We start from the raw sequence: 17,942 nt of genomic DNA on the forward strand, positions 1-17,942 counted from the left end.
GTTAACCATAATAATGAAAGAGCTTGTGCGGAAAAACATTTTCATTGCCTGAATACCCATGATGTCATTATCTTCGACAGGGGATATTTTAGTTATTATATGTTACATCAAGTCATAAAAAATAACTTGAATGCCATATTCAGAATACAGGAAGGTAATAGAAATAAAGTAGTTAGAGAATTTTCTGACAGTCATTACGATGATGCGATTGTGACTTATGTTCCCTCTTAGGCGGTAAAATCAGACCTTAGAAAAAGAAAACTACTTTCAGCATTTCCTGCTATAACGTTACGGCTAATAAAGTATTTTCATGAAGATGTTGAATATATCTTTGCCACGACTTTAACCCATCAAGACCATTATAAAGCCGAAGACTTCGGTGATTTATATAATCAGCGATGGGAAATAGAAGAATTATATAAATTATCCAAATCAATATTATGTGTTGAAGATTTCTATTCACATAATGAAAAAGGGGTCAACCAAGAACTTCAGGCACATATTTTATTACTTAACCTGGCAAGAATATTAGGAAATGATTGTTATCACAAAGACGATGAGGGTATCAATGACAAGGATAATAGGGATAATGAACGGAAACTGAACTTTAAAAACTGTTTGTTTTTTATTGTCAAACACCTCCCTCTGATCATTCAAAGTAGGTTAAAAAAGCATTTTAAATCATTTTATTACCTACTTCACAAGTATATAACAAAGATGACCCAACGGGTGAGACCAGGACGACACTATCCACGAAAATCGATGAAACCCCGAACACGGTGGAACTCTTTTGATGCGCCGGCAAGATCTTAACCGAATGCCATTGTCCGGCGTAGAACCCCTATATGGTGCGCTACGACAAAGATATTTCATGAGCTTGCGAACCAGAAGGGCTGCCAGATTCTGGAGGGGCATCTGATGCGCGACCATGTCCACATGTGCATCAGCATTCCGCCAATATCGACAATCGTCGGTTATCTGAAGGGGAAAAGCGCGATAGCAATAGCCCGGCACTTTGGCAGGGGCAAAAACTTCACCGGCGAAGTCTTCTGGGCACGTGGCTACTTCGTATCTACGGTAGGGCTGGATGATGCAACGATCAAGGCTTACATACGCAACCTGGAGCGAGAAGATGGACGGTACGATCAGATGAAACTGAACGTATAGCAATCGCCTTGGGCGGCTCATGGTGAGGAACTAACCTTAGAGCCTCCGGCTCTGCCGGAGGATACTTACTTTGTATGCCATTAACATGAGAGACTAAAACAAGTATGAATAATCTTTTCACTCAAGCGGAAAATTTTAGCAGTGCCATTTCCGGGGGGGTAGATCCCCGGACAGGACTTTATAATCTCAATCTGTCACTGGGAACTGTTAAAGGAAACGGAGGGCTGGGGCCTGATTTCCCTGTGACCCTGAGTTACTCTCCTCTAGCTCAGGGGAGTGATATGGGGTTCGGTGATGGGGTTTCGCTGGGATTTTCAACATATGATGCCAGCTCAGGACGGCTGTTGCTATCCACCGGTGAGCAATACCAGGTTAACTGGTCAGGACAGGGAAATAAACTAAACATCAGGCAAAAAAAGCTCGACAGTTACCATATGGAAAAGCTGGACGGTAAGGCCTACAAGATCATCCATTGTTTGGGCGATCTTGAGTTCCTGCAGGGATTTGATTACGGTGGCGATTTAAAGTTGCCAAAACAGCTGGTCAGTGTGGAAGGATATACGCTTCATATTGACTCCGTTAACCTCAACGGAGTCATGTACCTGTCAAGACTGCGTGATGAGTCGGAGACAGCACTTCTGAATATTGATTACGATGGCAACAAAACAACGCTCACGTTTTATCCGGATACGCTCGAGGGTTATAGTGTTGTACTGACAACCAATAACGGTTATCTGGTCGCGGTAGGAATAGCCGTTACCGGCTACCCCCCGCACAGATCCGGACGTGCGCTACTAACGCATCCGGCTCCTACCTCGGGTGTTTGGCGTAAAAGCGCTGCAAAGGATAAGGATGTACAATTCGGGGGGACGGTATCCATTTAGTCACCAACTGACTGTAACGCGACCACGTCATTTTGTGCCGCTGGCTTCGCCGTCTCAGTGACTTCAACCACATCCGCTTCACTTCTTCCACAAATTGACACAATGCTCTGCTGTTGAAGGGGACGCCATAGTAATTGATGTGCCCTTCTATCACTCGTTTCAGCCACCGTCCCGTTTCTTCCGGGCGGTTGTGCAGCCGTTGCCGCAGCCCCTGCTTTATTCGCTTCAGTTGTGTTTGACGTCGTTTTCGTTGAGTTTTGCGCATCACCGCATCCTTGCCCGTGTGTAGTCGTCCTATATGGACCAGCGGGAGCATTTGAACAGAAACTTACGGTTTTGCCCTTTCGGTAGGCTCAGTACCGTAAGGTTCTCCATCAACAAAATAAGTGCCATTGGGTAATACGTGTTTATAGGGTAGTAAAGAGATATGGGCTAATACGTTATCATCTATGACATCACCATTTTCACGTAACCCATTAACAATGTTGCTTATTTTTGATGTGTTCCAGTACAGGATTGCATTGGATACCAGATTCAGGGCGCTGGCCTTATTCATGATCTCTTCGTAATCACCGGTCGTGAATTCGCCCTGGTTTGCAAAAAATATCCATCTGGGTAACTTATGCCGGTATTCGCCTTTATTGAGCTGAAGCTGAACTGTACGACGTAAATCCTGATCGGTCATATAGCGCAGAATATATTCCGTCTTAATCAGTCGATCCAGATTGGTAAACGCCTTAGAAAGACGATCAGATGGAAAACTGTTGGTGAGCCGCTCTACGATGACGTGGGCCGGTACTGTACGTTCTTTGAGAGATTGCGATACATGAATCATCGCATCCCATTGTTCCTCAATAATGTCCAAATCTGCCGTTTTATTCAGTAATGGTGTGAAAACACCATAATTAACCGTGCGGTCAACCCGATCTTGGATTACAGGAAATCGCTTTAGTGCTGTACACAGAATATTGATCGGATACGTGCGTATATATCCCAATCGCCTTTTCGTAATAACCATTGGCGATAAACAGACGGGAACGAGCACGGTAGCGACCAATTTTCTGTTGATCAGATGTGGTTAACGTCCAGTCCCGTGCCATTTCCTCGTCAGAGAAATCCTGTGGCAACGTAACCGGCTGGTAACGTTGCCGCTGAGTCAGGAATCTTTCGCTTGCTGACACCCGTCACCTCCCCCTGAAGCTTACCGTCCCGTTGATATGTTTGTGGGGAACACATGGCCGTACTCACACAGTAAAGAAAACCCTGGTTTGTGAGAATCGAATCTATTGTTTTTTATATGACGTAGTTTCAGGGCTTAGCGATTCTCGAAACCCATTCTTGAAACTCTATTCTTAATTCCCTATGCTCTCAACGGGTTTCGATAAAAAAAAATCAGCAGGCAGGTGAGAAAAAATGGAAAACAGATTGCGGTTTGAAGTACAGGACTATTTCGGCTGTTTCGTGTACTGGGGTGTTCACCCGCGGCGTATATTTTTCCTTCAGGTCAGCTAAAACCGGCGTCTCCGTCGTTACCTTCGGCAGATAAGGGGGCAATAAATAGCGGTTCTCTGCCACGGAAATGGCGGCCATATCCCAGACAAAGAGGGTGCCCAGCCCATAAATGCGTTGCACGCCGGTATTAATCATTCCCATGATGGATAATTGTCCCAGCGCGAGCCCCAGTGAAAGAAGGACGGTTATCCCCGTCGTGCGCCAGGACGAAAGACGGTACTGGCAGGCCAGAAAATAACTCAGATTTATGTTTTAATTATCAAAGCGTAGACCGTTACTGGCTAATGCTCCAGCCGGCATCCCGGAAAGGTATTACGACGGCATGGGTTAATGCTACACCATGACATTTGATGAGGAACAGCCATGAACACGATTGATGCCATTTCCACCCTGAAACGCTACCCACCTAGCGGCGACAGCGCCGTTTATGTCAGCGGCTATTACCGGTGCGGTGATGGCGGCGGTGGTCACTATGTCTGGCATGCAAAAAGCCAGGCGGAAGACAACAGCGGTACCGTCATTGCCTCCGGGATAACCTCTCAGGGCCGCTGGCATCTTCAGCATCGGGGCATCGGTGATTTCAGGATGTTCGGCATACTGGATGACAACAAACCGGCGGATGATGCTCTGGATGCCTTGGTAAATGACCCAGGTATCGTGACGGTTAATGCTTTCAGCAACCTGTGGTTTCAGCGTCGGCATCGCTTCAGTCGTTCCGGTATTACGCTGGACTTTCAGTCTTTTCATCTTTCCACCCAGGATATTGAACCGGCAGGAAGCAATGCCCCCTTTGCCGCAGTGCTGTTCTTTCAGGGAGCACCGGAAGGGGATTCCTGGGACGAGGTGCTGACTGAATTGTTGCCGGAGCAAACCGATGTGTTTCCGGTGACTGACAGCCACCGTTTTCATGTGGGGGAGTGGTACACCGTACAGGTGGATGCGACCGCCGGCAGTGCCGCCCGTGAATTGCAGAAACTGGTTCAGGTTACCAACATTGTGGACGCCACCCATATTCAGGTCGGCTATTTCACTGGTTGGGCATTATTACCTGGCCGGCAGATAACCTGGCAACACATTGTGCCGGTACAGGATATCGCGGTTAAAAACATGCGGTTTACTGGCGCAGGCGCCGATCCGGTTACCGGCAGCCATCCGCTGGCGTTTGAATATGCGGTACGGGCCAACGTTGAAGGCATTCACGCCACCGGCTCATTCTGGCCGGCCATTATGCGGCGCTGGAACACACATTACCGTACCCAACAGTGTTCGCTGGTGAATCCCCCGGATACGGCGACGGGCGGTGCAGGTTATCTGACCCAACAAATATACTGTCTGTACGGTCATGTCAGTGATTGCCGGGTATCAAATGCCCGCCACCTGAATGATTTTACTGCATCGGCTTACTGTCGGGTCGAAAATTGCCATGCTGATGGCCAGAGTGCGGAAAAAGGCCCTTTTGTTACCCATGGACAGTATGAGCATGACCTTACCTATGCCTGTAACTCAGGTCTGATGACGTTTGCCAACTCCGGGGCCACATGGGGCAATGCCGCACGGCGTATTCATGTCAGTAAGCATGTTTGCCCCTGGTTTGTTGCGCGAGCTGGTGTCAGTGAGTTGACACTTGAGGATGTGACCGTGCTGGCGAATCCCTGTATCGCCGGCTCAGGCATGCTCTGGGTGAATGCTGATGGCCTGCAGATGTCCGGTTGTACCAGTAATGGCGTGCTTCGTATTACACAGAGTTCATCGCGTTCAGCGCGACCGAATCTGATTACCGGGTGTGGTTTCACCCTGCCGGATGATGGCAGTGCGCTGACAGACAACAGCGTTACCACACCAGTCAATTTTTATGACACGGTATTCTGGGGAATCAATGGCCATACCTTGGAAGGAAACCGCCTGAACTTTACCCGTTGTGAGTTTTGGGGCGGGGAGAATCAGCAACCGGCACGTTTTTCTTCGCAACATCTGTCTCTCCAGACTTCCCGTTTGCAGGCGGGTCATATAGAGGTGTCTGCCCCGGGGGATGTCGCGCTGGTCAATCTGCTGCTGGATAGTTGCATACTGGATTTCATTGCTTTTTCCGTAACCGGTAATGCCACCCTGATTTTTTGTCAAAACAGGCTTCGGCATACCGTACTGGAGGCTTTTCCGTCAAAGGGGAAAAACGTGATCAGCGAATCAAACATCGTTATGGATGAGTAAGTAAGGATAAAAACTGTGAGACCCGTGGTTTAGTGGGGCTTCAGGCATTTGGCTTCGATACAAAGCCCCTTGAAAACTCTGGGTATGTTACCACTATTCGTCATTTTCAGGGGGCCGCCACGGGCCCCCTATCTAGGAAGTTATGGTTCAATGACTTCGCAACCGTAAGTTTCTGCTCAAAAGGGGAATGGAATAAGAAATGCCATTACGTGGCTAATTTAATCGATTACTAATTTAAAGATAAAATAGTTAAAGCAATTTTCAGGGCGAAGATTGTATCAGAATATCATTTCATGACAGCTCACATCATATTTTTCCTGATTTCATCCAGATAGTTGTAAATGGTATACCGGGTCACGCCCAGTACCTTTGCTGCTTTCTCGACTCCTCCCCTGACAATAAACATGCCTTTCTCCTGCATACTGCGGACGATTTCCACCTTCTCTTTTTTGGTCGCTCCGGTTCTGAGGTGCCCAGCGGGAGGAATGCAGGTTCGAATGATTTCATTAAGTTTTTCCTCAAGACCTGTATCGCTGTTTTCGTTAATATTATTGTCAGGTGGCAGCAGCAGTTTCAGGGCATTCCTGGCATTTTCTATTGCGCTGTTGTCAGCATTGAAACAGAGTGACGCCAGTGCTGTACCAGACTCACTTTTGAACACCACAGTGGCACTGCGGAGTGACTTTCCATGTCTGCTGGTCGTCCGGTAATCGGAAAATATCTCCGGACGACAGGTATCACGGCTCTCCTCCTGCTTCAGTAGTCCCAGAAATCCCTGGTCATTTTCCGGGCCGTCAAACAATGAACTACCTGGACTTCTGCCTGAAATATGTCCATTGATGATTTTCAGAACTGAAGCTTCAGGCCGGGACAAATCGTGCAACACGATTTCAATATTCTGCCCGGCAACAGAAGCAAAGGCGTCCATTACTGCACTCAACTGACTGATTAAATGTAATTTTGCTTCTTCGTCTTTCATTTGTGTTCGGGGTATAAGAGATTCTGTGTTCTCAGGATAAACATTCCGTTGAAAAATAAACATAAGATTTAACACATATACGGACATCTGGTGGTGAGCTCTGCGACACGAGTATAAACAGTATGTTGACATTTAAACATTGTGTTGTATTTTATCCGTGCAATCAATATTCCGCCGGAGCGCATTCATGAGCGAATCAGTAAGGTTTTTTGAAAGTCAGCTGCCGTTTCCTTTCTCCGTTGCGACTGAGGTTAATGGCGTGCTTTATCTTTCCGGACAGGTATCCATCACCGGCAGCGCAGAACCTGTCTATGGCAGCATCACGACCCAGACCGCTAATATCCTCAGGGGGATCAGTAAAACCCTGGCTGAAATGGACTCCGGGTTTGACCGAATCTTCAGGGTCACCGTCTGGCTGTCAGATATGAAGCATTTTTCCGAGTTTAATCAGGAGTATGCCAGATGGTTTTCTCATCGCTACCCCGCCCGCACAGTGACAGGTGCTCAGCTGGCTTTTGGTCTGGATGTCGAAATCGAAGTCCAGGCGCTTACCACTTCCCTGAATAATTAATGCTGGTGATTTATGCAATTACACATTAACACCCCTTTGCTGAACTCCCGCCCCCTGAGTGACATCCTGGGGAGTCATGTCTGGCTTAAAATGGAGGCGATGCAACCTTCCGGCTCATTCAAAATCAGAGGGATTGGGCTTGCATGTCAGACGTATTATGAAAAGGGAGCCCGACGGTTTATTTCTTCGTCAGGAGGAAATGCCGGACTGGCTGTAGCCTATGCAGGCAGGATGCTGGGCGTTCGGGTGACGGTCGTTGTTCCGCAGACAACATCTGCCCGGGCAAAAGCACTCCTTCTGCTTGAGAAGGCTGAGGTTATCATCCACGGAGCCTCCTGGCAGGAAGCTCATGCGCATGCGCTTTCACTTATGGGTGAGCAGGATGCGTTCCTGCACCCGTTCGATGATCCGTTACTCTGGCAGGGCCATGCCACTATGATCGATGAAGTGGTTTCATCAGGCGTTCGTCCTGATGCGGTTGTGGTCTCAGTAGGGGGCGGAGGCCTGCTGTGCGGCGTTATTGAAGGGCTCCGGCGTAATAACCTCCATGATATTCCCGTCATTGCGATGGAAACAGAGGGGGCGGCATCGTTCCACGCATCAGTTACCGCCGGAAAGGTGGTTGATATTACTCAGATAGCAACCGTTGCCACATCTCTCGGGGCTAAGCGAGTATGCGAGCAGTCAATGAAATATGCAGGCTCTCATCCTGTTATCAGTGAAGTGGTGACAGATGACGAGGCTGTTCATGCTTGCAGGCAGTTTACTGATGACCATCGGGTGTTAACTGAACCTGCATGCGGGGCCAGCCTTGCCTGTCTGTATGAAAAAAAAGCAGTAATCAGGCCTTTTTCCAGTCCGCTGGTCATCGTCTGTGGTGGAGCCACCCTGTCACTGGAAGCTCTGACTGCACTGTGCAATAAATAAGCTGATTCTGTTCCTCAGTTATGGCGTAAATATTATGAATAAACGAAAGGGTCTGAGACTTATTTTTCCCTTATGGCTGGGCGGTCATCTCCCGGCTTATAAGTTTGGAGCCGAAATGCTGGCATGGCTGGCTCCTGAAGGTGATGAGCCCGTTGCCATTGTTCCCGTCGCAGATACCGGTGCACAGTACCCGGTGGAAAACGGGATCCGGGGTCGCGGTGAAATCATGAAAGAACTTGATAAAGCGGCGGAGATCATTCACCAGCATGCCCCCGATCGTCTGACGATACTCGGCGGCGACTGCTTGGTGGATCTTGAACCGTTCGCCTGGCTGAGCGAACGATGGGGAGAGGGATTTGGCATTCTGTGGATAGATACGCATCCTGATGTCATGACACCTGCACAGTATGAAAATGCCCATGCCCACGTTCTGGGGGCGCTGATGGGCAATGGCGATGAGGCGCTGACGCGGCGGGTCAAACGCCCGGTTCCTTCATCCAGAGTCTTTATCGCCGGTCTCCACGGCGAAAACGAGTACGAAACCAATTTCATAACCCGACACCGGATCCAGACCTGTTTACCGGAAGAAGTGCAACAGAAAACATCACGAATAGCGGAGTGGATTAAAAAGGAAAAAATAACGCATCTTGCCATCCACTTTGATCTGGATGTTCTGGATTACCATCAGTTCAGAGCAGTGATGTTTGCCCGGACGGATAAAGATGCGCCCTCCTGGGATGGTGTGGCTAAAGGGAGGCTGTCAATGGATGACGTTATGTTCATCATTCAGGAAGCTGAGTCTGCAACGGATATTGTTGGACTGGGGATAGCCGAGCACCTGCCCTGGGATGCCATTAATCTGAAAAACATGCTGGCGCAATTACCGCTTCTCCGGGGAGACTGAAAGAAAATGAGAAATTTTAAATGGCTGACGATAAATTAACCGAACGTCGAACAGTAATATTAGGCACCATAGCAATGGTTATTATTTATATTGCGATTATTCTTTTTTCATTGTAACTACTCATGGCTCACCATGAGAGCAAAATACCATTTTCTGGCCATCTTTAATGGCCAGATTACATCCCCCATCCTGGTCATAAAGGGACAGTTGAATCTAACTCCCACTCAAAGCCCTATTTCCCGCATGTAATCTAAGAATGCCTGGATGCCGGCAACCAGCGGTACAGAGTTGGTACAGAAACACCGAGATCTTTAGCCACGTCTCTGGGAGGGATACCGCTGGCTAATAATTTTTTAGCCGATTCAATTTTACTGCTGGTCATTTTGGGTTTTCGCCCGCCTCTACGACCGAGCTGCTTTGCTGCATCGAGTCCGGCCCGGGTACGTTCGATGAGCAACTCACGCTCCATCTCAATAAAAGCGAATACCGACATAAGTTGCCTCGATGGATTTTTTTTGCAAACCAGGGCGAATTCACGACTGGTGATTACGAAGAGATCATGAATAAGGCCCGCGCCCTGAGTCTGGTATCCAATGCAATCCTGTACTGGAACACATCAAGAATAAGCAACATTGTTAAAGGGTTACGTGAAAATGGTGAAGTTATAGATGATGATGTGTTAGCCCATATATCTTTACTACCCTATAAACACGTATTACCCCATGGCACTTATTTTGTTGATGGGGAACCTTACGGTACAGAGCCTACCGACAGGGCAAAACCGTAAGTTTCTGTTCAAATGCTCCCGCTGGTCCTCTTAGGAAAAAAGACGACGAAGAAACATGGTGTTATCATCCGTTTTTTGGGGTCTACATTGATTGGCTGCTATGAGTGAATTAACTACTTTACCTTGGTTTTGAACTACTTGGAATAGACTGCCGCACAGGCAGACAAAAAAGTAAAAGTTGTTTTAATTATCAAATAGTTGACCGTTGTTTAACCACTCTGATTACTGTTCTTTCTGAAACATCACATAACCTCGCAGTATCACGGATGCTCTGTCTGTTTTTAACCCGAAGCTCCATGATTTTTTCATGCAATTGATGATCTGCCTGACGTCCCCGGAATTTACCGGCCACCTTGGCTTTAACTATCCCTTCCTCTTGGCGCCGGCGACGGTCCTGATAGTCTTTGCGAGCAATGGCGGCCAGCATATCAAGCATCATTCCATTAATAGCCTTAAGCATTGAAAGGGTAAACTCATCGTCAGCATGTGTTGCAAGAGCCATATGGCTCGTCGGGAGGTCAAGACTGACAACCACAATGTGTTTTTCTTGGATAAGATGCTTTAGTTTTTGCCAGCCCTCTTCATCTAGGCGTGAAAGTCGATCAACCTGCTCGATGAGAATAATGTCACCAGGTGCGGCATCATCAAGCAGTCGTAAAAGTTCTGGCCGTTGAAGTGATGCCCCGGACACATTTTCGATGTACCAACTTGCCAGCCGAAAACCTTTTTCTTCAATAAAGGCTTTCATCCTATTTTTTGCTCGGAGAGCATCCTGTTCTTTTGTTGATGCGCGGAGGTAGCCGTGGATGTACATTTTTCACCCATTTGTGACGTTTAAGTGATGATCATAATATACGTGACAGATAGGTGATGATCCAAGGGGAAAATGACAACACTTTAGGCTATGACATAAGGGTATACCTTATTGTCATTTATCCAGCGTAATGATTTTGGCCTATGTTGAATTTATGACTTGACAATGTAAGTGACAGCATCACATAATTTGTTTGTTTGTTTGTTTGTTTGTTTGTTTGTTTGTTTGTTTGTTTGTTTTGGATGTAATTTATTCAATACATATAATTATGAGGAGATTACTATGCGCCCTGCCACGTTTGAGCCAGAAATCATTATTGAAGCGGGTAAAGCCTTGCAAGCAGAAGGACGGAATGTCACAGGGTTTGCGCTCAGAAGCAAAATTGGTGGAGGTAATGCCAGTCGTTTGCGCCAAGTCTGGGATGAGTTCATTACCAGCCAAGCCACCATCACTATGGAACCTGTTGCTGAATTGCCGGTCGAAGTTGCTGAGGTAGTTAAACATGTTTCGATGTCACTGACTGAACGTATTAACCAATTGGCTATCGAGCTGAATGATAAAGCCGTTAAAGCGGCGGAACGCAGAGTTGCTGATGTTACTCGTGCAGCCGGGGAACAGACTGCACAAGCAGAAAGAGAACTGGCAGATGCTGCCCAAACCGTTGATGATCTTGAAACCAAACTGGATGAATCCTATGCTAATGTGAGTGATCTTAAGCAACAGTTGGTAGAATCACAATTGTTGGCGCAACATCAGGCCATCGAACTGGCGCAGTTAAAAGAACGGTTATCAGCTACAGAGCAAGTCATTAATGCTGAATCTGAGCAGCATTCACGTGAGATTGCTCAATGGCAACAAAAGTTAGCAACGACGGAGCAGGCTGTAAAAACAGTGTCGGAACAACATCAATCTGTCCGCGAGGCATTAGCTAAGATGGCTGGCAAACTGGAAGCCGCACAAGCTCAAAATGTTTCTCTGCTTGCTGTGGTACAGAAAAAACAAGATGAGCGTCAAACTTAAAATTTGGGGTCTACATATGGTTTATCTTGATATAGAAACAACCGGCTTTGATGCTGGCAGCGATGAATTGCTTGAAATAGCAATCGTAGACAATGGCGGAATTCATTTGCTGAACACTTTATTAAAACCCTCAACACTCACGGAATGGACGGAAAACTAATATATTCATGGTATTACACCGGAAATGGTGGCTGAGGCTCCTGCTCTTTCTAATGTTGCTCATCAAATCGAGGCCGCTGTCAAAGATCAGGACGTTGTGATTTATAATGCAAATTTTGGTACCTCTTTCTTAGGTTCTCTGCTTTCATCTGCAAAATCAGTTCATTGTTGTATGTTTGTTTGGTCTAATCACATAGGAGAATGGTCCGAATATCACGGTGATTATCTATGGCATAAATTAGTTGATGCTGCTGATTCTGTTCATTTTGAATTGACGGGTGAAACTCATCGAGCTTTATCTGATGCGCTAGCTTGCCGTGCGGTGTGGCTGTACTTAACTGATATTCATGAACGTCAACGTGTTGATGCCATTACTCGTGAAAAAGAAATTGAGCGTGAAGCAAATTTTGAATTAGCAAAAATTGAATACGAAAAAAAGCAAGTTCTTGATAGACGTTCTAAATTAATAACTAAATTTATTGAACACTGGTTTTTAGGGCGTTATGGGATACAAGAACATTGGGCTAACGATTATTGTTATCGACATGAACTCAGAGAACATGAGTTAGCGATGGTTTTTTTTGGTAAATCACTTCAAATACTAAAACTCGAAGAACAATTTAACACAATTTATACTGATAAGAAGACTATTCCTAATCACTTTAAGCCAGCCAGTTTTTTCAATGATGAGAAATGGTTTCAAAGGGAATTAATCCCTGTTGCCGCTTATATTGGCAAAAAAAGCGGATGGAAATATTTCTGAAAATGAACGCATTCGTGATCTGTATCCATTACGTTTTGCCATACCAATACTTGCACCGGATGAAGTGTTGCTCAATAGAACTCAGTTAAAAAAACAGGGGTATTCTGATGAAGAAATCGCTGAACTAACCCCCGTAGCTGAAAGACAAAATTATTTTAATCAAGAATGGTACTGCGTGTATAAAATTGTTAAACCTTAACACCGTTCAATATAAAGAATAGTGTTAAGGCTCTATATTACAAAACTATTTAAACAGACCCATCATCAACATCAACTGGGATTTGTCCGAAATGTACTACTGGCAGCCTATTTTTTGGACTTTCCCAAACTCCTTGAAATCGTTCTGAATTGCTTGCAGTATACCGCACAGTATGACGGATATTGCTATGTCCGAGATAATCTTGTATCAGACGAGTATCCGCTCCCCGATCTGCAAGAGAAAAACCGCAGGCATGGCGCAACATGTGCGGATGCGAATGAACAGAAATATTAGCCAATTGTCCTAATTGGCTAATAATTTGGTAAATGCGTTGACGTGTTAACGGATTCCCTGACCTGGACAGAAATAACCAGTTGCTTTCTGCCCCTCTAAATGTTTTACGTACTTTGAGCCACGCTTGAATCGCATTGATTTCATATTCAAGAAGTGGCTGATTAGTACAAAGTCCACATTTTAAGCGCTGTACGTAAAGAGTTTTTGTTCCCAAATCCAGATCAGATAATCGTAAATGTCTGGCTTCGCTTACACGCAAACCATGTATAAAACTCATATATACAAAACAATAATCTCGCTCCGGATTAGGCCCTTTTTTTGCTATTTCTAGCATTCGTTCTACTTCAAATTGCGTCAAATGTTTGCGTTGACCCATAATATAAGTTCCCCAAACCCCTGCCGAATTTAATTTCGGCAGGGGGAAAATAATGGTTATATTGAGTAGCCGCGCACGCGTTCTAACGTGCGTAAGAATATCTCTAATTGATTGCCAGACATCGCAGGGATTCGTACAGACTGGCGTTTAGCGTGACGTTTTCTTAAATGTTTACTGAATGCAATGAGTCCAGATTGAGTCATAATTAACTCCGATTCATTTGTGAAAGCCATTGATTTAATAACTTTTCTACATCGGCTATATTAATATGAGATGGTACTTCTATATAAAATCGTCCTTGTGAGTCTTTGATGCAAATATCTTCCCCAATACTTTCAATATGTAATCCCTTGTAGTCAGCTCCCAAACCCAACGGAGCATCCCAATAATACGGACAATTTTTTCTAATTTTGGCTACATCATGTTCTAAAGCACCAGACAAACTTTTTTTACTGATGCTTGTTGTTTGTAATATTTCTTTAATAATTGATTTGTCATTCGTTTTTTCGGCAATATATGCTAATCTGGCAACCACACTTTTATGATATTCACTCATGACATCTTCTTTCGTCTTGCCACTGTCACGTGATTGCAGAACTCCGTATTTTAATAAGCAGTATGTTTGTCCGATTGTATTTTTTTCATTGATACTTGTTGCTAAATCATACATGTCACCGATTTTTTCAACTAAAGCGTGTTTTGCATCAGACTGAATTTTTCGGATGATGGCATTCGGATTAATACCTTGAAGAATATAATCTTGATTATTCAATGTTGCTTTTTGAGTAATAACTCCACAAAAAATATGGTTAATATATTCATTCCAGCCATCATCATTTGCACAGCGTCTATACACATTTATTTCATTATTTGCTGCTGTTATTGCTTCGTCATATGATGCATATATCTTAAGTCCAATCTCTGGGCTATATGAAAAATACCCAATTGCTTCACATGATCCAATTGCAGCATAGTATTTAGATTTATATGTAGTGAATTGTTCTTGCAATTCTTCAATACTATCTGCTGTTTTACATAGAGCAACAGTAGTTGCGTTGTCATCATGATTAACTTTTTTTGCAAGTTCACAGAAATTATTAAATAACTCTTTTACTTTGTTAGCCATTACTTTACTCCTTCGTATTTTTATTTACTCAGAACGGTTGCCGCCGCTTTCTGAGTCTGTTTTGGTTAATAGTGATAACCAATGATTTAAGTATATTTAAAATCACCAATTTGTCAAATTTATGTAAAACTTAATTTTACATAAATTTGACGATTGTTGGGCTTGGACTCAAATCCACAGTAGATTAGGAACTAAACACCAGAGCGGAGGTAAAATAAGTTGCGTCAGCAACTGGTTCGATTCTAAGACAGTTGGACTAGAGGAGCATTTAGTAATTGAGGTAGTGACCAGCTACCCGGTCACTACCCTTAATTGGTAGCTCTGGTAGGGTATGGAAGCCGTCAGGACTTGGCCGGGGGCCATTGCTGGGCAGCATGGAGCACACGCAGCACAACCACCGTACCACTGTCCTTGATGCGATAGACAATCACATAATTAGGCCGTACGACGATTTCACGTGTGCCACGCATGCGGCCGGGGCGGTACAGTTTAGGCTGCTGCACAGTGAGTTCGATTTTGGTATCAAAGTCTGCATCAAGCTCAAGCGCGGCGTTGGGGTTGTTTTGTGCAATGTAATCAAAGATACGTTCCCGATCTGCTTCAGCGATCTTTCGCCAAATGATTTTCATGCGCGACCCTGTACAATGCGTTTACGCAAGGCTTCACGTTTGGCGGCAAATTTGGCCTTGACATCAGCGTGAGGGATACCAGGTCCAGGTTCGTCTATGGCTTGCTGCACTTGTTCACGAAACCACGCATCATAGGCTGCGGCCTCGTGGGTACGCTTGAGCGCTTCGGCGCGATCTGGCCTTGAGGTATTGGGGGTGCCGGGGGAGTAGTTTGATGAATCTACGTCGAAGCGGGCAATGCCAATTTTTTTGAGGTAGGAAACCAGCGTTTCGAACTTGCGAAACAGCCGTACATTACGGCTGCGCTGTGCGGCCAGTTGTCGCTCATGCATTCCATAGCGCACCATCACGGCCCAGCCACCTGGCTGGCCTACGATGTGTGCTCCTCTGACGGCTCCGGCCTCCACAAGATGGGAAAGGGTGCCGTGGTCGATAGTTTCAGTCATGTTGTTACCTCGCAATTTCTGAATATTTCACAATAGGACTATTGTAATTTATAGTGCGAATTATAGTAAATTGCAAAGTATTTAATTATTAATTAACTCAATGGCTGAACATAACGCCCGTTAGATGTAGCTTGAAGTGTTAAATAAAGTGAGTTTGATTTATACTAAGAGTGAGTATTTTACCCTTCGTAAAGTTTTAACTAGAAACCCGTACGTTGCCGCGTCGGGTTTCTTCTCTATTTCAAAATGAAATAATTAGTAAAACGATAATTGACAATGATTTGACATGATGATGGATTTGAATATAATTCAGAATTTGTAAAGTACTTTAAGAGGTAAATGTGAAGATTAGACGTATTTCACAATCAGATTGGGATCTTATTTATCCAGCATTAGAACATTTGTCTATAAAAACCATTAAAACAGCACATGATATATTAGTGTGTGGCAAGACACTATCTGATGTGTCAAAAGAACGCAATGTGACTCGACAGAATGTTCATGCTGCTGTAAAAAAAGTGACTACAATTATTGATGAACAAGAAATCAAGGGATTACAAGCCGTTAACGTTTGGTTGCCACCTGACATAGCTAAACAGGTCATAGAAATAGCCGAATATTATATGAAGAAAACAGAATAGCAAAATTGTCACTTAAAGTGAGCAATTGAGGCTTAACGTCGTCTATTTAGGGATTTAGCATCTGCAACATGTCGTCCTAATAGGGGTAGTGACCGGGTAGCTGCGATAGCCGCCAACTTTAAGGGTATCATTTGGTGGTTGATACCAATCATAGGTTACAGTTTCCCCGCAGTAGTCAGCGCGGCATGTATTGTTTTGAATGGTAACAGTAAAGATAGACGGGCATCCAATAGCGGAACAGCACCATAGCTGGCATACCATTCGGCAACACGTTCATTCTTGGCATCAATCAACAATGCTACGCCGCCTGCCTGAGCAGCCACCAACAAGCAACGCCGCCCAGCTGCAAGCAATAACTGACCACCGAGTCCTTGACTCTGTACTGAAAGATCTACAGCCAGACGGCCAAGCCGAAATACCGGCACATCATGTCGAGCCAGGCCGCGCTTAATCACCTCCGGTGCTCGTTCATAGGCAATGGAGGCGGGACTTAGGCTGTAGTAACCCAATATCTTTTCATTGTGCTCGCTAATAGCAAGGTAGGTTTTTGCCCCACCTTTTTCATGGCTCTGCCGGGCGTGTCGATATAGAAATTGATTCAATGCCCCATCTCCACAATCGAAAGCACCGCGATCATGATGTTTGCCAATGGGTTCTTCGTGCCAGATTGGTTGTTTCATGATTGTTTCGGCATGGCAAATGCTGCGGCCATTAATTTATCATTGGGGGCTGGCGGATTATCTAACAGATCCAGAACATGCAGACTGTCTCTTTCGGTCAGCGCCAGTCGCTCATTCTCGTCGATAATCTTCCGTGCTACTGACATCACATTGCGGAGCACAAACTCAGTCAAGTTGGTGTGCTGTAAAACAGCTGCACGCATTAAGGAGAATGTAATGAGCGCATCCCAATCACTTAGCCCTTGGCACCGTGCTGAAATTGAGAGGTGAAGCATGGATCCTCTCAGATTTCCGGCCTTATAGTGCCTAAGCGGGAAGCCTGTTGCTCCCTGATGACTGGAGGATCCACCCATGAAATTTACTCCTGTTGGCGTCGATATTGCAAAACATTTGATGCAAATTCATTTTGTTGACGAATACACCGGTGAACTCATTGACAAGCAACTAAAACGAAATGATTTTTTAACTTTCTTTAGTAACCGTGAGCCTTGCTTGATTGGTATGGAAGCGTGCGGTGGCGCTCACTATTGGGCACGGGAACTGAGAAAGCTGGGACATGAAGTGCGTTTGCTTAAGGCTCGGTTTGTCAGGGCATTTCGGATGGGAAATAAAAACGATGTTCAGGATGCCCGGGCGATTTGGCTGGCCGTTCAGCAACCCGGTAAATCCGTTGCTATCAAAAATGAAGAACAGCAGGCCATTCTGTCATTACACCGGATGCGCTATCAACTCGTCAAATTCAGAACCGCGCAGATCAATTCGTTACATGGTTTACTGCTGGAATTTGGTGAAACCGTACATAAGGGCAGAACCTCGCTGGATAAAGCAGCGAGGTTCTGCCCTTATGTACGGTGTC

Annotated in this window: 22 protein-coding genes and 5 pseudogenes; 15 read left to right on the forward strand and 12 right to left on the reverse strand. The window is 45.3% G+C overall.

The features are described from left to right. From D3222_RS26235 to D3222_RS21690, 4 genes and pseudogenes are all read left to right on the forward strand, one after another. The coding region (locus D3222_RS26235) for a hypothetical protein (RefSeq protein WP_232832615.1) at positions 1 to 231 on the forward strand (231 nt) is incomplete at its 5' end. Positions 232 to 282: 51 nt separating this feature from the next. Then, complete coding sequence (locus D3222_RS26875; RefSeq protein ID WP_369973533.1) at positions 283 to 813, forward strand: transposase; 531 nt, start codon at positions 283 to 285, stop codon at positions 811 to 813. A gap of 48 nt (positions 814 to 861) precedes the next feature. Further along, positions 862 to 1,167, forward strand: a pseudogene (gene tnpA / locus D3222_RS21685) (IS200/IS605 family transposase); the annotation flags it as partial. Between the two features lie 104 nt (positions 1,168 to 1,271). Next, positions 1,272 to 2,051: a hypothetical protein gene (locus D3222_RS21690; RefSeq protein WP_118987972.1), complete on the forward strand. Its 780-nt coding sequence runs from the start codon at positions 1,272 to 1,274 to the stop codon at positions 2,049 to 2,051. On the opposite strand, the gene D3222_RS25215 is transcribed toward D3222_RS21690, so the two are convergent. The 3 genes and pseudogenes from D3222_RS25215 to D3222_RS21700 form a co-directional block, all read right to left on the reverse strand. Further along, positions 2,048 to 2,218, reverse strand: coding sequence for a hypothetical protein (locus D3222_RS25215; RefSeq protein ID WP_157975396.1), 171 nt, complete (start codon positions 2,216 to 2,218; stop codon positions 2,048 to 2,050). The two genes, D3222_RS21690 and D3222_RS25215, sit on opposite strands and share 4 nt — an antisense overlap. Positions 2,219 to 2,379: 161 nt before the next feature. After that, positions 2,380 to 3,133 (reverse strand): annotated as a pseudogene (locus D3222_RS21695) (Tn3 family transposase); the annotation flags it as partial. A 310-nt stretch (positions 3,134 to 3,443) separates the two neighbouring features. Continuing rightward, a complete protein-coding gene (locus D3222_RS21700) occupies positions 3,444 to 3,704 on the reverse strand; it encodes a hypothetical protein (protein WP_118987973.1) in 261 nt (86 codons plus the stop codon). 222 nt (positions 3,705 to 3,926) lie between these two features. On the opposite strand from D3222_RS21700, the gene D3222_RS21705 reads away from it, so the two are divergent. Continuing rightward, positions 3,927 to 5,771, forward strand: coding sequence for a hypothetical protein (locus D3222_RS21705; RefSeq protein WP_118987974.1), 1,845 nt, complete (start codon positions 3,927 to 3,929; stop codon positions 5,769 to 5,771). Between the two features lie 301 nt (positions 5,772 to 6,072). Here D3222_RS21705 and D3222_RS21710 read toward each other — a convergent pair whose 3' ends face one another. Further along, positions 6,073 to 6,750 (reverse strand): helix-turn-helix transcriptional regulator, encoded by a 678-nt coding sequence (locus D3222_RS21710; RefSeq protein WP_198672894.1) that lies wholly within the window; start codon positions 6,748 to 6,750, stop codon positions 6,073 to 6,075. 187 nt (positions 6,751 to 6,937) lie between these two features. Between D3222_RS21710 and D3222_RS21715 the strand changes: the two genes are divergently transcribed. The 3 genes from D3222_RS21715 to D3222_RS21725 all read left to right on the forward strand — a co-directional run bounded on the left by D3222_RS21715 (position 6,938) and on the right by D3222_RS21725 (position 9,152). Continuing rightward, on the forward strand, positions 6,938 to 7,321 hold the full coding sequence (locus D3222_RS21715) for a RidA family protein (protein ID WP_118987976.1): 384 nt from the start codon (positions 6,938 to 6,940) through the stop codon (positions 7,319 to 7,321). A 12-nt stretch (positions 7,322 to 7,333) separates the two neighbouring features. Continuing rightward, complete coding sequence (locus tag D3222_RS21720) at positions 7,334 to 8,248, forward strand: pyridoxal-phosphate dependent enzyme (RefSeq protein ID WP_118987977.1); 915 nt, start codon at positions 7,334 to 7,336, stop codon at positions 8,246 to 8,248. 115 nt (positions 8,249 to 8,363) lie between these two features. Continuing rightward, positions 8,364 to 9,152, forward strand: coding sequence for an arginase family protein (locus tag D3222_RS21725; RefSeq protein WP_232832617.1), 789 nt, complete (start codon positions 8,364 to 8,366; stop codon positions 9,150 to 9,152). 250 nt (positions 9,153 to 9,402) lie between these two features. Here the strand turns inward: D3222_RS21725 and D3222_RS21730 are convergent. After that, a pseudogene (locus D3222_RS21730) lies at positions 9,403 to 9,624 on the reverse strand (recombinase family protein); the annotation flags it as partial. Between D3222_RS21730 and D3222_RS21735 the strand changes: the two are divergent. Next, a pseudogene (locus D3222_RS21735) lies at positions 9,616 to 9,939 on the forward strand (Tn3 family transposase); the annotation flags it as partial. The pseudogenes D3222_RS21730 and D3222_RS21735 overlap by 9 nt on opposite strands. Before the next feature lie 190 nt (positions 9,940 to 10,129). Here D3222_RS21735 and D3222_RS21740 read toward each other — a convergent pair. Continuing rightward, positions 10,130 to 10,753 (reverse strand): recombinase family protein, encoded by a 624-nt coding sequence (locus tag D3222_RS21740; protein WP_118987979.1) that lies wholly within the window; start codon positions 10,751 to 10,753, stop codon positions 10,130 to 10,132. A 282-nt stretch (positions 10,754 to 11,035) separates the two neighbouring features. Between D3222_RS21740 and D3222_RS26880 the strand changes: the two are divergent. The 4 genes and pseudogenes from D3222_RS26880 to D3222_RS26240 form a co-directional block, all read left to right on the forward strand. Next, a pseudogene (locus tag D3222_RS26880) lies at positions 11,036 to 11,447 on the forward strand (DNA-binding protein); the annotation flags it as partial. A 342-nt stretch (positions 11,448 to 11,789) separates the two neighbouring features. Then, entirely contained in the window at positions 11,790 to 11,933 is a 144-nt protein-coding gene (locus D3222_RS25220; RefSeq protein ID WP_157975397.1) for a hypothetical protein, read from the forward strand. A gap of 12 nt (positions 11,934 to 11,945) precedes the next feature. Next, entirely contained in the window at positions 11,946 to 12,695 is a 750-nt protein-coding gene (locus D3222_RS21750) for a 3'-5' exonuclease (RefSeq protein WP_255417053.1), read from the forward strand. After that, the gene (locus D3222_RS26240; protein WP_232832619.1) at positions 12,664 to 12,894 is read left to right on the forward strand and encodes a hypothetical protein; all 231 of its coding nucleotides are present in this window, start codon (positions 12,664 to 12,666) and stop codon (positions 12,892 to 12,894) included. The genes D3222_RS21750 and D3222_RS26240 overlap by 32 nt, the downstream gene beginning before the upstream one ends. 49 nt (positions 12,895 to 12,943) lie before the next feature. On the opposite strand, the gene D3222_RS21760 is transcribed toward D3222_RS26240, so the two are convergent. From D3222_RS21760 to D3222_RS21775, 4 genes are all read right to left on the reverse strand, one after another. Further along, positions 12,944 to 13,564, reverse strand: coding sequence for a tyrosine-type DNA invertase (locus D3222_RS21760; protein ID WP_118987982.1), 621 nt, complete (start codon positions 13,562 to 13,564; stop codon positions 12,944 to 12,946). A gap of 205 nt (positions 13,565 to 13,769) precedes the next feature. Then, a complete protein-coding gene (locus D3222_RS21765; RefSeq protein WP_118987983.1) occupies positions 13,770 to 14,690 on the reverse strand; it encodes a hypothetical protein in 921 nt (306 codons plus the stop codon). A 341-nt stretch (positions 14,691 to 15,031) separates the two neighbouring features. Beyond that, the gene (locus tag D3222_RS21770; RefSeq protein ID WP_118987984.1) at positions 15,032 to 15,319 is read right to left on the reverse strand and encodes a type II toxin-antitoxin system RelE/ParE family toxin; all 288 of its coding nucleotides are present in this window, start codon (positions 15,317 to 15,319) and stop codon (positions 15,032 to 15,034) included. After that, positions 15,316 to 15,765, reverse strand: coding sequence for an antitoxin PaaA2 family protein (locus tag D3222_RS21775; RefSeq protein WP_118987985.1), 450 nt, complete (start codon positions 15,763 to 15,765; stop codon positions 15,316 to 15,318). Before D3222_RS21775 ends, D3222_RS21770 begins: the two co-directional genes overlap by 4 nt. Before the next feature lie 341 nt (positions 15,766 to 16,106). On the opposite strand from D3222_RS21775, the gene D3222_RS21780 reads away from it, so the two are divergent. Then, entirely contained in the window at positions 16,107 to 16,406 is a 300-nt protein-coding gene (locus D3222_RS21780) for a TrfB-related DNA-binding protein (protein WP_118987986.1), read from the forward strand. 155 nt (positions 16,407 to 16,561) lie between these two features. On the opposite strand, the gene D3222_RS21785 is transcribed toward D3222_RS21780, so the two are convergent. Then, the gene (locus tag D3222_RS21785; protein WP_070974661.1) at positions 16,562 to 17,086 is read right to left on the reverse strand and encodes a GNAT family N-acetyltransferase; all 525 of its coding nucleotides are present in this window, start codon (positions 17,084 to 17,086) and stop codon (positions 16,562 to 16,564) included. Then, positions 17,083 to 17,439, reverse strand: a complete 357-nt coding sequence (locus tag D3222_RS21790; protein WP_232832620.1) for a type II toxin-antitoxin system TacA family antitoxin — start codon at positions 17,437 to 17,439, stop codon at positions 17,083 to 17,085. Before D3222_RS21790 ends, D3222_RS21785 begins: the two co-directional genes overlap by 4 nt. On the opposite strand from D3222_RS21790, the gene D3222_RS21795 reads away from it, so the two are divergent. After that, the coding region (locus D3222_RS21795) for an IS110 family transposase (RefSeq protein WP_118987987.1) at positions 17,438 to 17,942 on the forward strand (505 nt) is incomplete at its 3' end. The two genes, D3222_RS21790 and D3222_RS21795, sit on opposite strands and share 2 nt — an antisense overlap.

Origin of the sequence: Photorhabdus sp. CRCIA-P01, from assembly GCF_003545805.1 — a bacterium.
Lineage (GTDB): Bacteria > Pseudomonadota > Gammaproteobacteria > Enterobacterales > Enterobacteriaceae > Photorhabdus > Photorhabdus antumapuensis.

What these genes read in the sequence shown, in the direction of transcription:
- D3222_RS21720 (WP_118987977.1), top strand. Translation starts at nt 7,334, where the DNA reads ATGCAATTACACATTAACACCCCTTTGCTGAACTCCCGCCCCCTGAGT.
- D3222_RS21765 (WP_118987983.1), bottom strand. Translation starts at nt 14,690, where the DNA reads ATGGCTAACAAAGTAAAAGAGTTATTTAATAATTTCTGTGAACTTGCA.
- D3222_RS21785 (WP_070974661.1), bottom strand. Translation starts at nt 17,086, where the DNA reads ATGAAACAACCAATCTGGCACGAAGAACCCATTGGCAAACATCATGAT.
- D3222_RS21740 (WP_118987979.1), bottom strand. Translation starts at nt 10,753, where the DNA reads ATGTACATCCACGGCTACCTCCGCGCATCAACAAAAGAACAGGATGCT.
- D3222_RS21760 (WP_118987982.1), bottom strand. Translation starts at nt 13,564, where the DNA reads ATGGGTCAACGCAAACATTTGACGCAATTTGAAGTAGAACGAATGCTA.
- D3222_RS21790 (WP_232832620.1), bottom strand. Translation starts at nt 17,439, where the DNA reads ATGGGTGGATCCTCCAGTCATCAGGGAGCAACAGGCTTCCCGCTTAGG.
- D3222_RS21700 (WP_118987973.1), bottom strand. Translation starts at nt 3,704, where the DNA reads ATGGGAATGATTAATACCGGCGTGCAACGCATTTATGGGCTGGGCACC.
- D3222_RS25220 (WP_157975397.1), top strand. Translation starts at nt 11,790, where the DNA reads ATGGTTTATCTTGATATAGAAACAACCGGCTTTGATGCTGGCAGCGAT.
- D3222_RS21725 (WP_232832617.1), top strand. Translation starts at nt 8,364, where the DNA reads ATGCTGGCATGGCTGGCTCCTGAAGGTGATGAGCCCGTTGCCATTGTT.
- D3222_RS21775 (WP_118987985.1), bottom strand. Translation starts at nt 15,765, where the DNA reads ATGACTGAAACTATCGACCACGGCACCCTTTCCCATCTTGTGGAGGCC.
- D3222_RS21690 (WP_118987972.1), top strand. Translation starts at nt 1,272, where the DNA reads ATGAATAATCTTTTCACTCAAGCGGAAAATTTTAGCAGTGCCATTTCC.
- D3222_RS21715 (WP_118987976.1), top strand. Translation starts at nt 6,938, where the DNA reads ATGAGCGAATCAGTAAGGTTTTTTGAAAGTCAGCTGCCGTTTCCTTTC.
- D3222_RS21770 (WP_118987984.1), bottom strand. Translation starts at nt 15,319, where the DNA reads ATGAAAATCATTTGGCGAAAGATCGCTGAAGCAGATCGGGAACGTATC.
- D3222_RS21710 (WP_198672894.1), bottom strand. Translation starts at nt 6,750, where the DNA reads ATGAAAGACGAAGAAGCAAAATTACATTTAATCAGTCAGTTGAGTGCA.
- D3222_RS21705 (WP_118987974.1), top strand. Translation starts at nt 3,927, where the DNA reads ATGAACACGATTGATGCCATTTCCACCCTGAAACGCTACCCACCTAGC.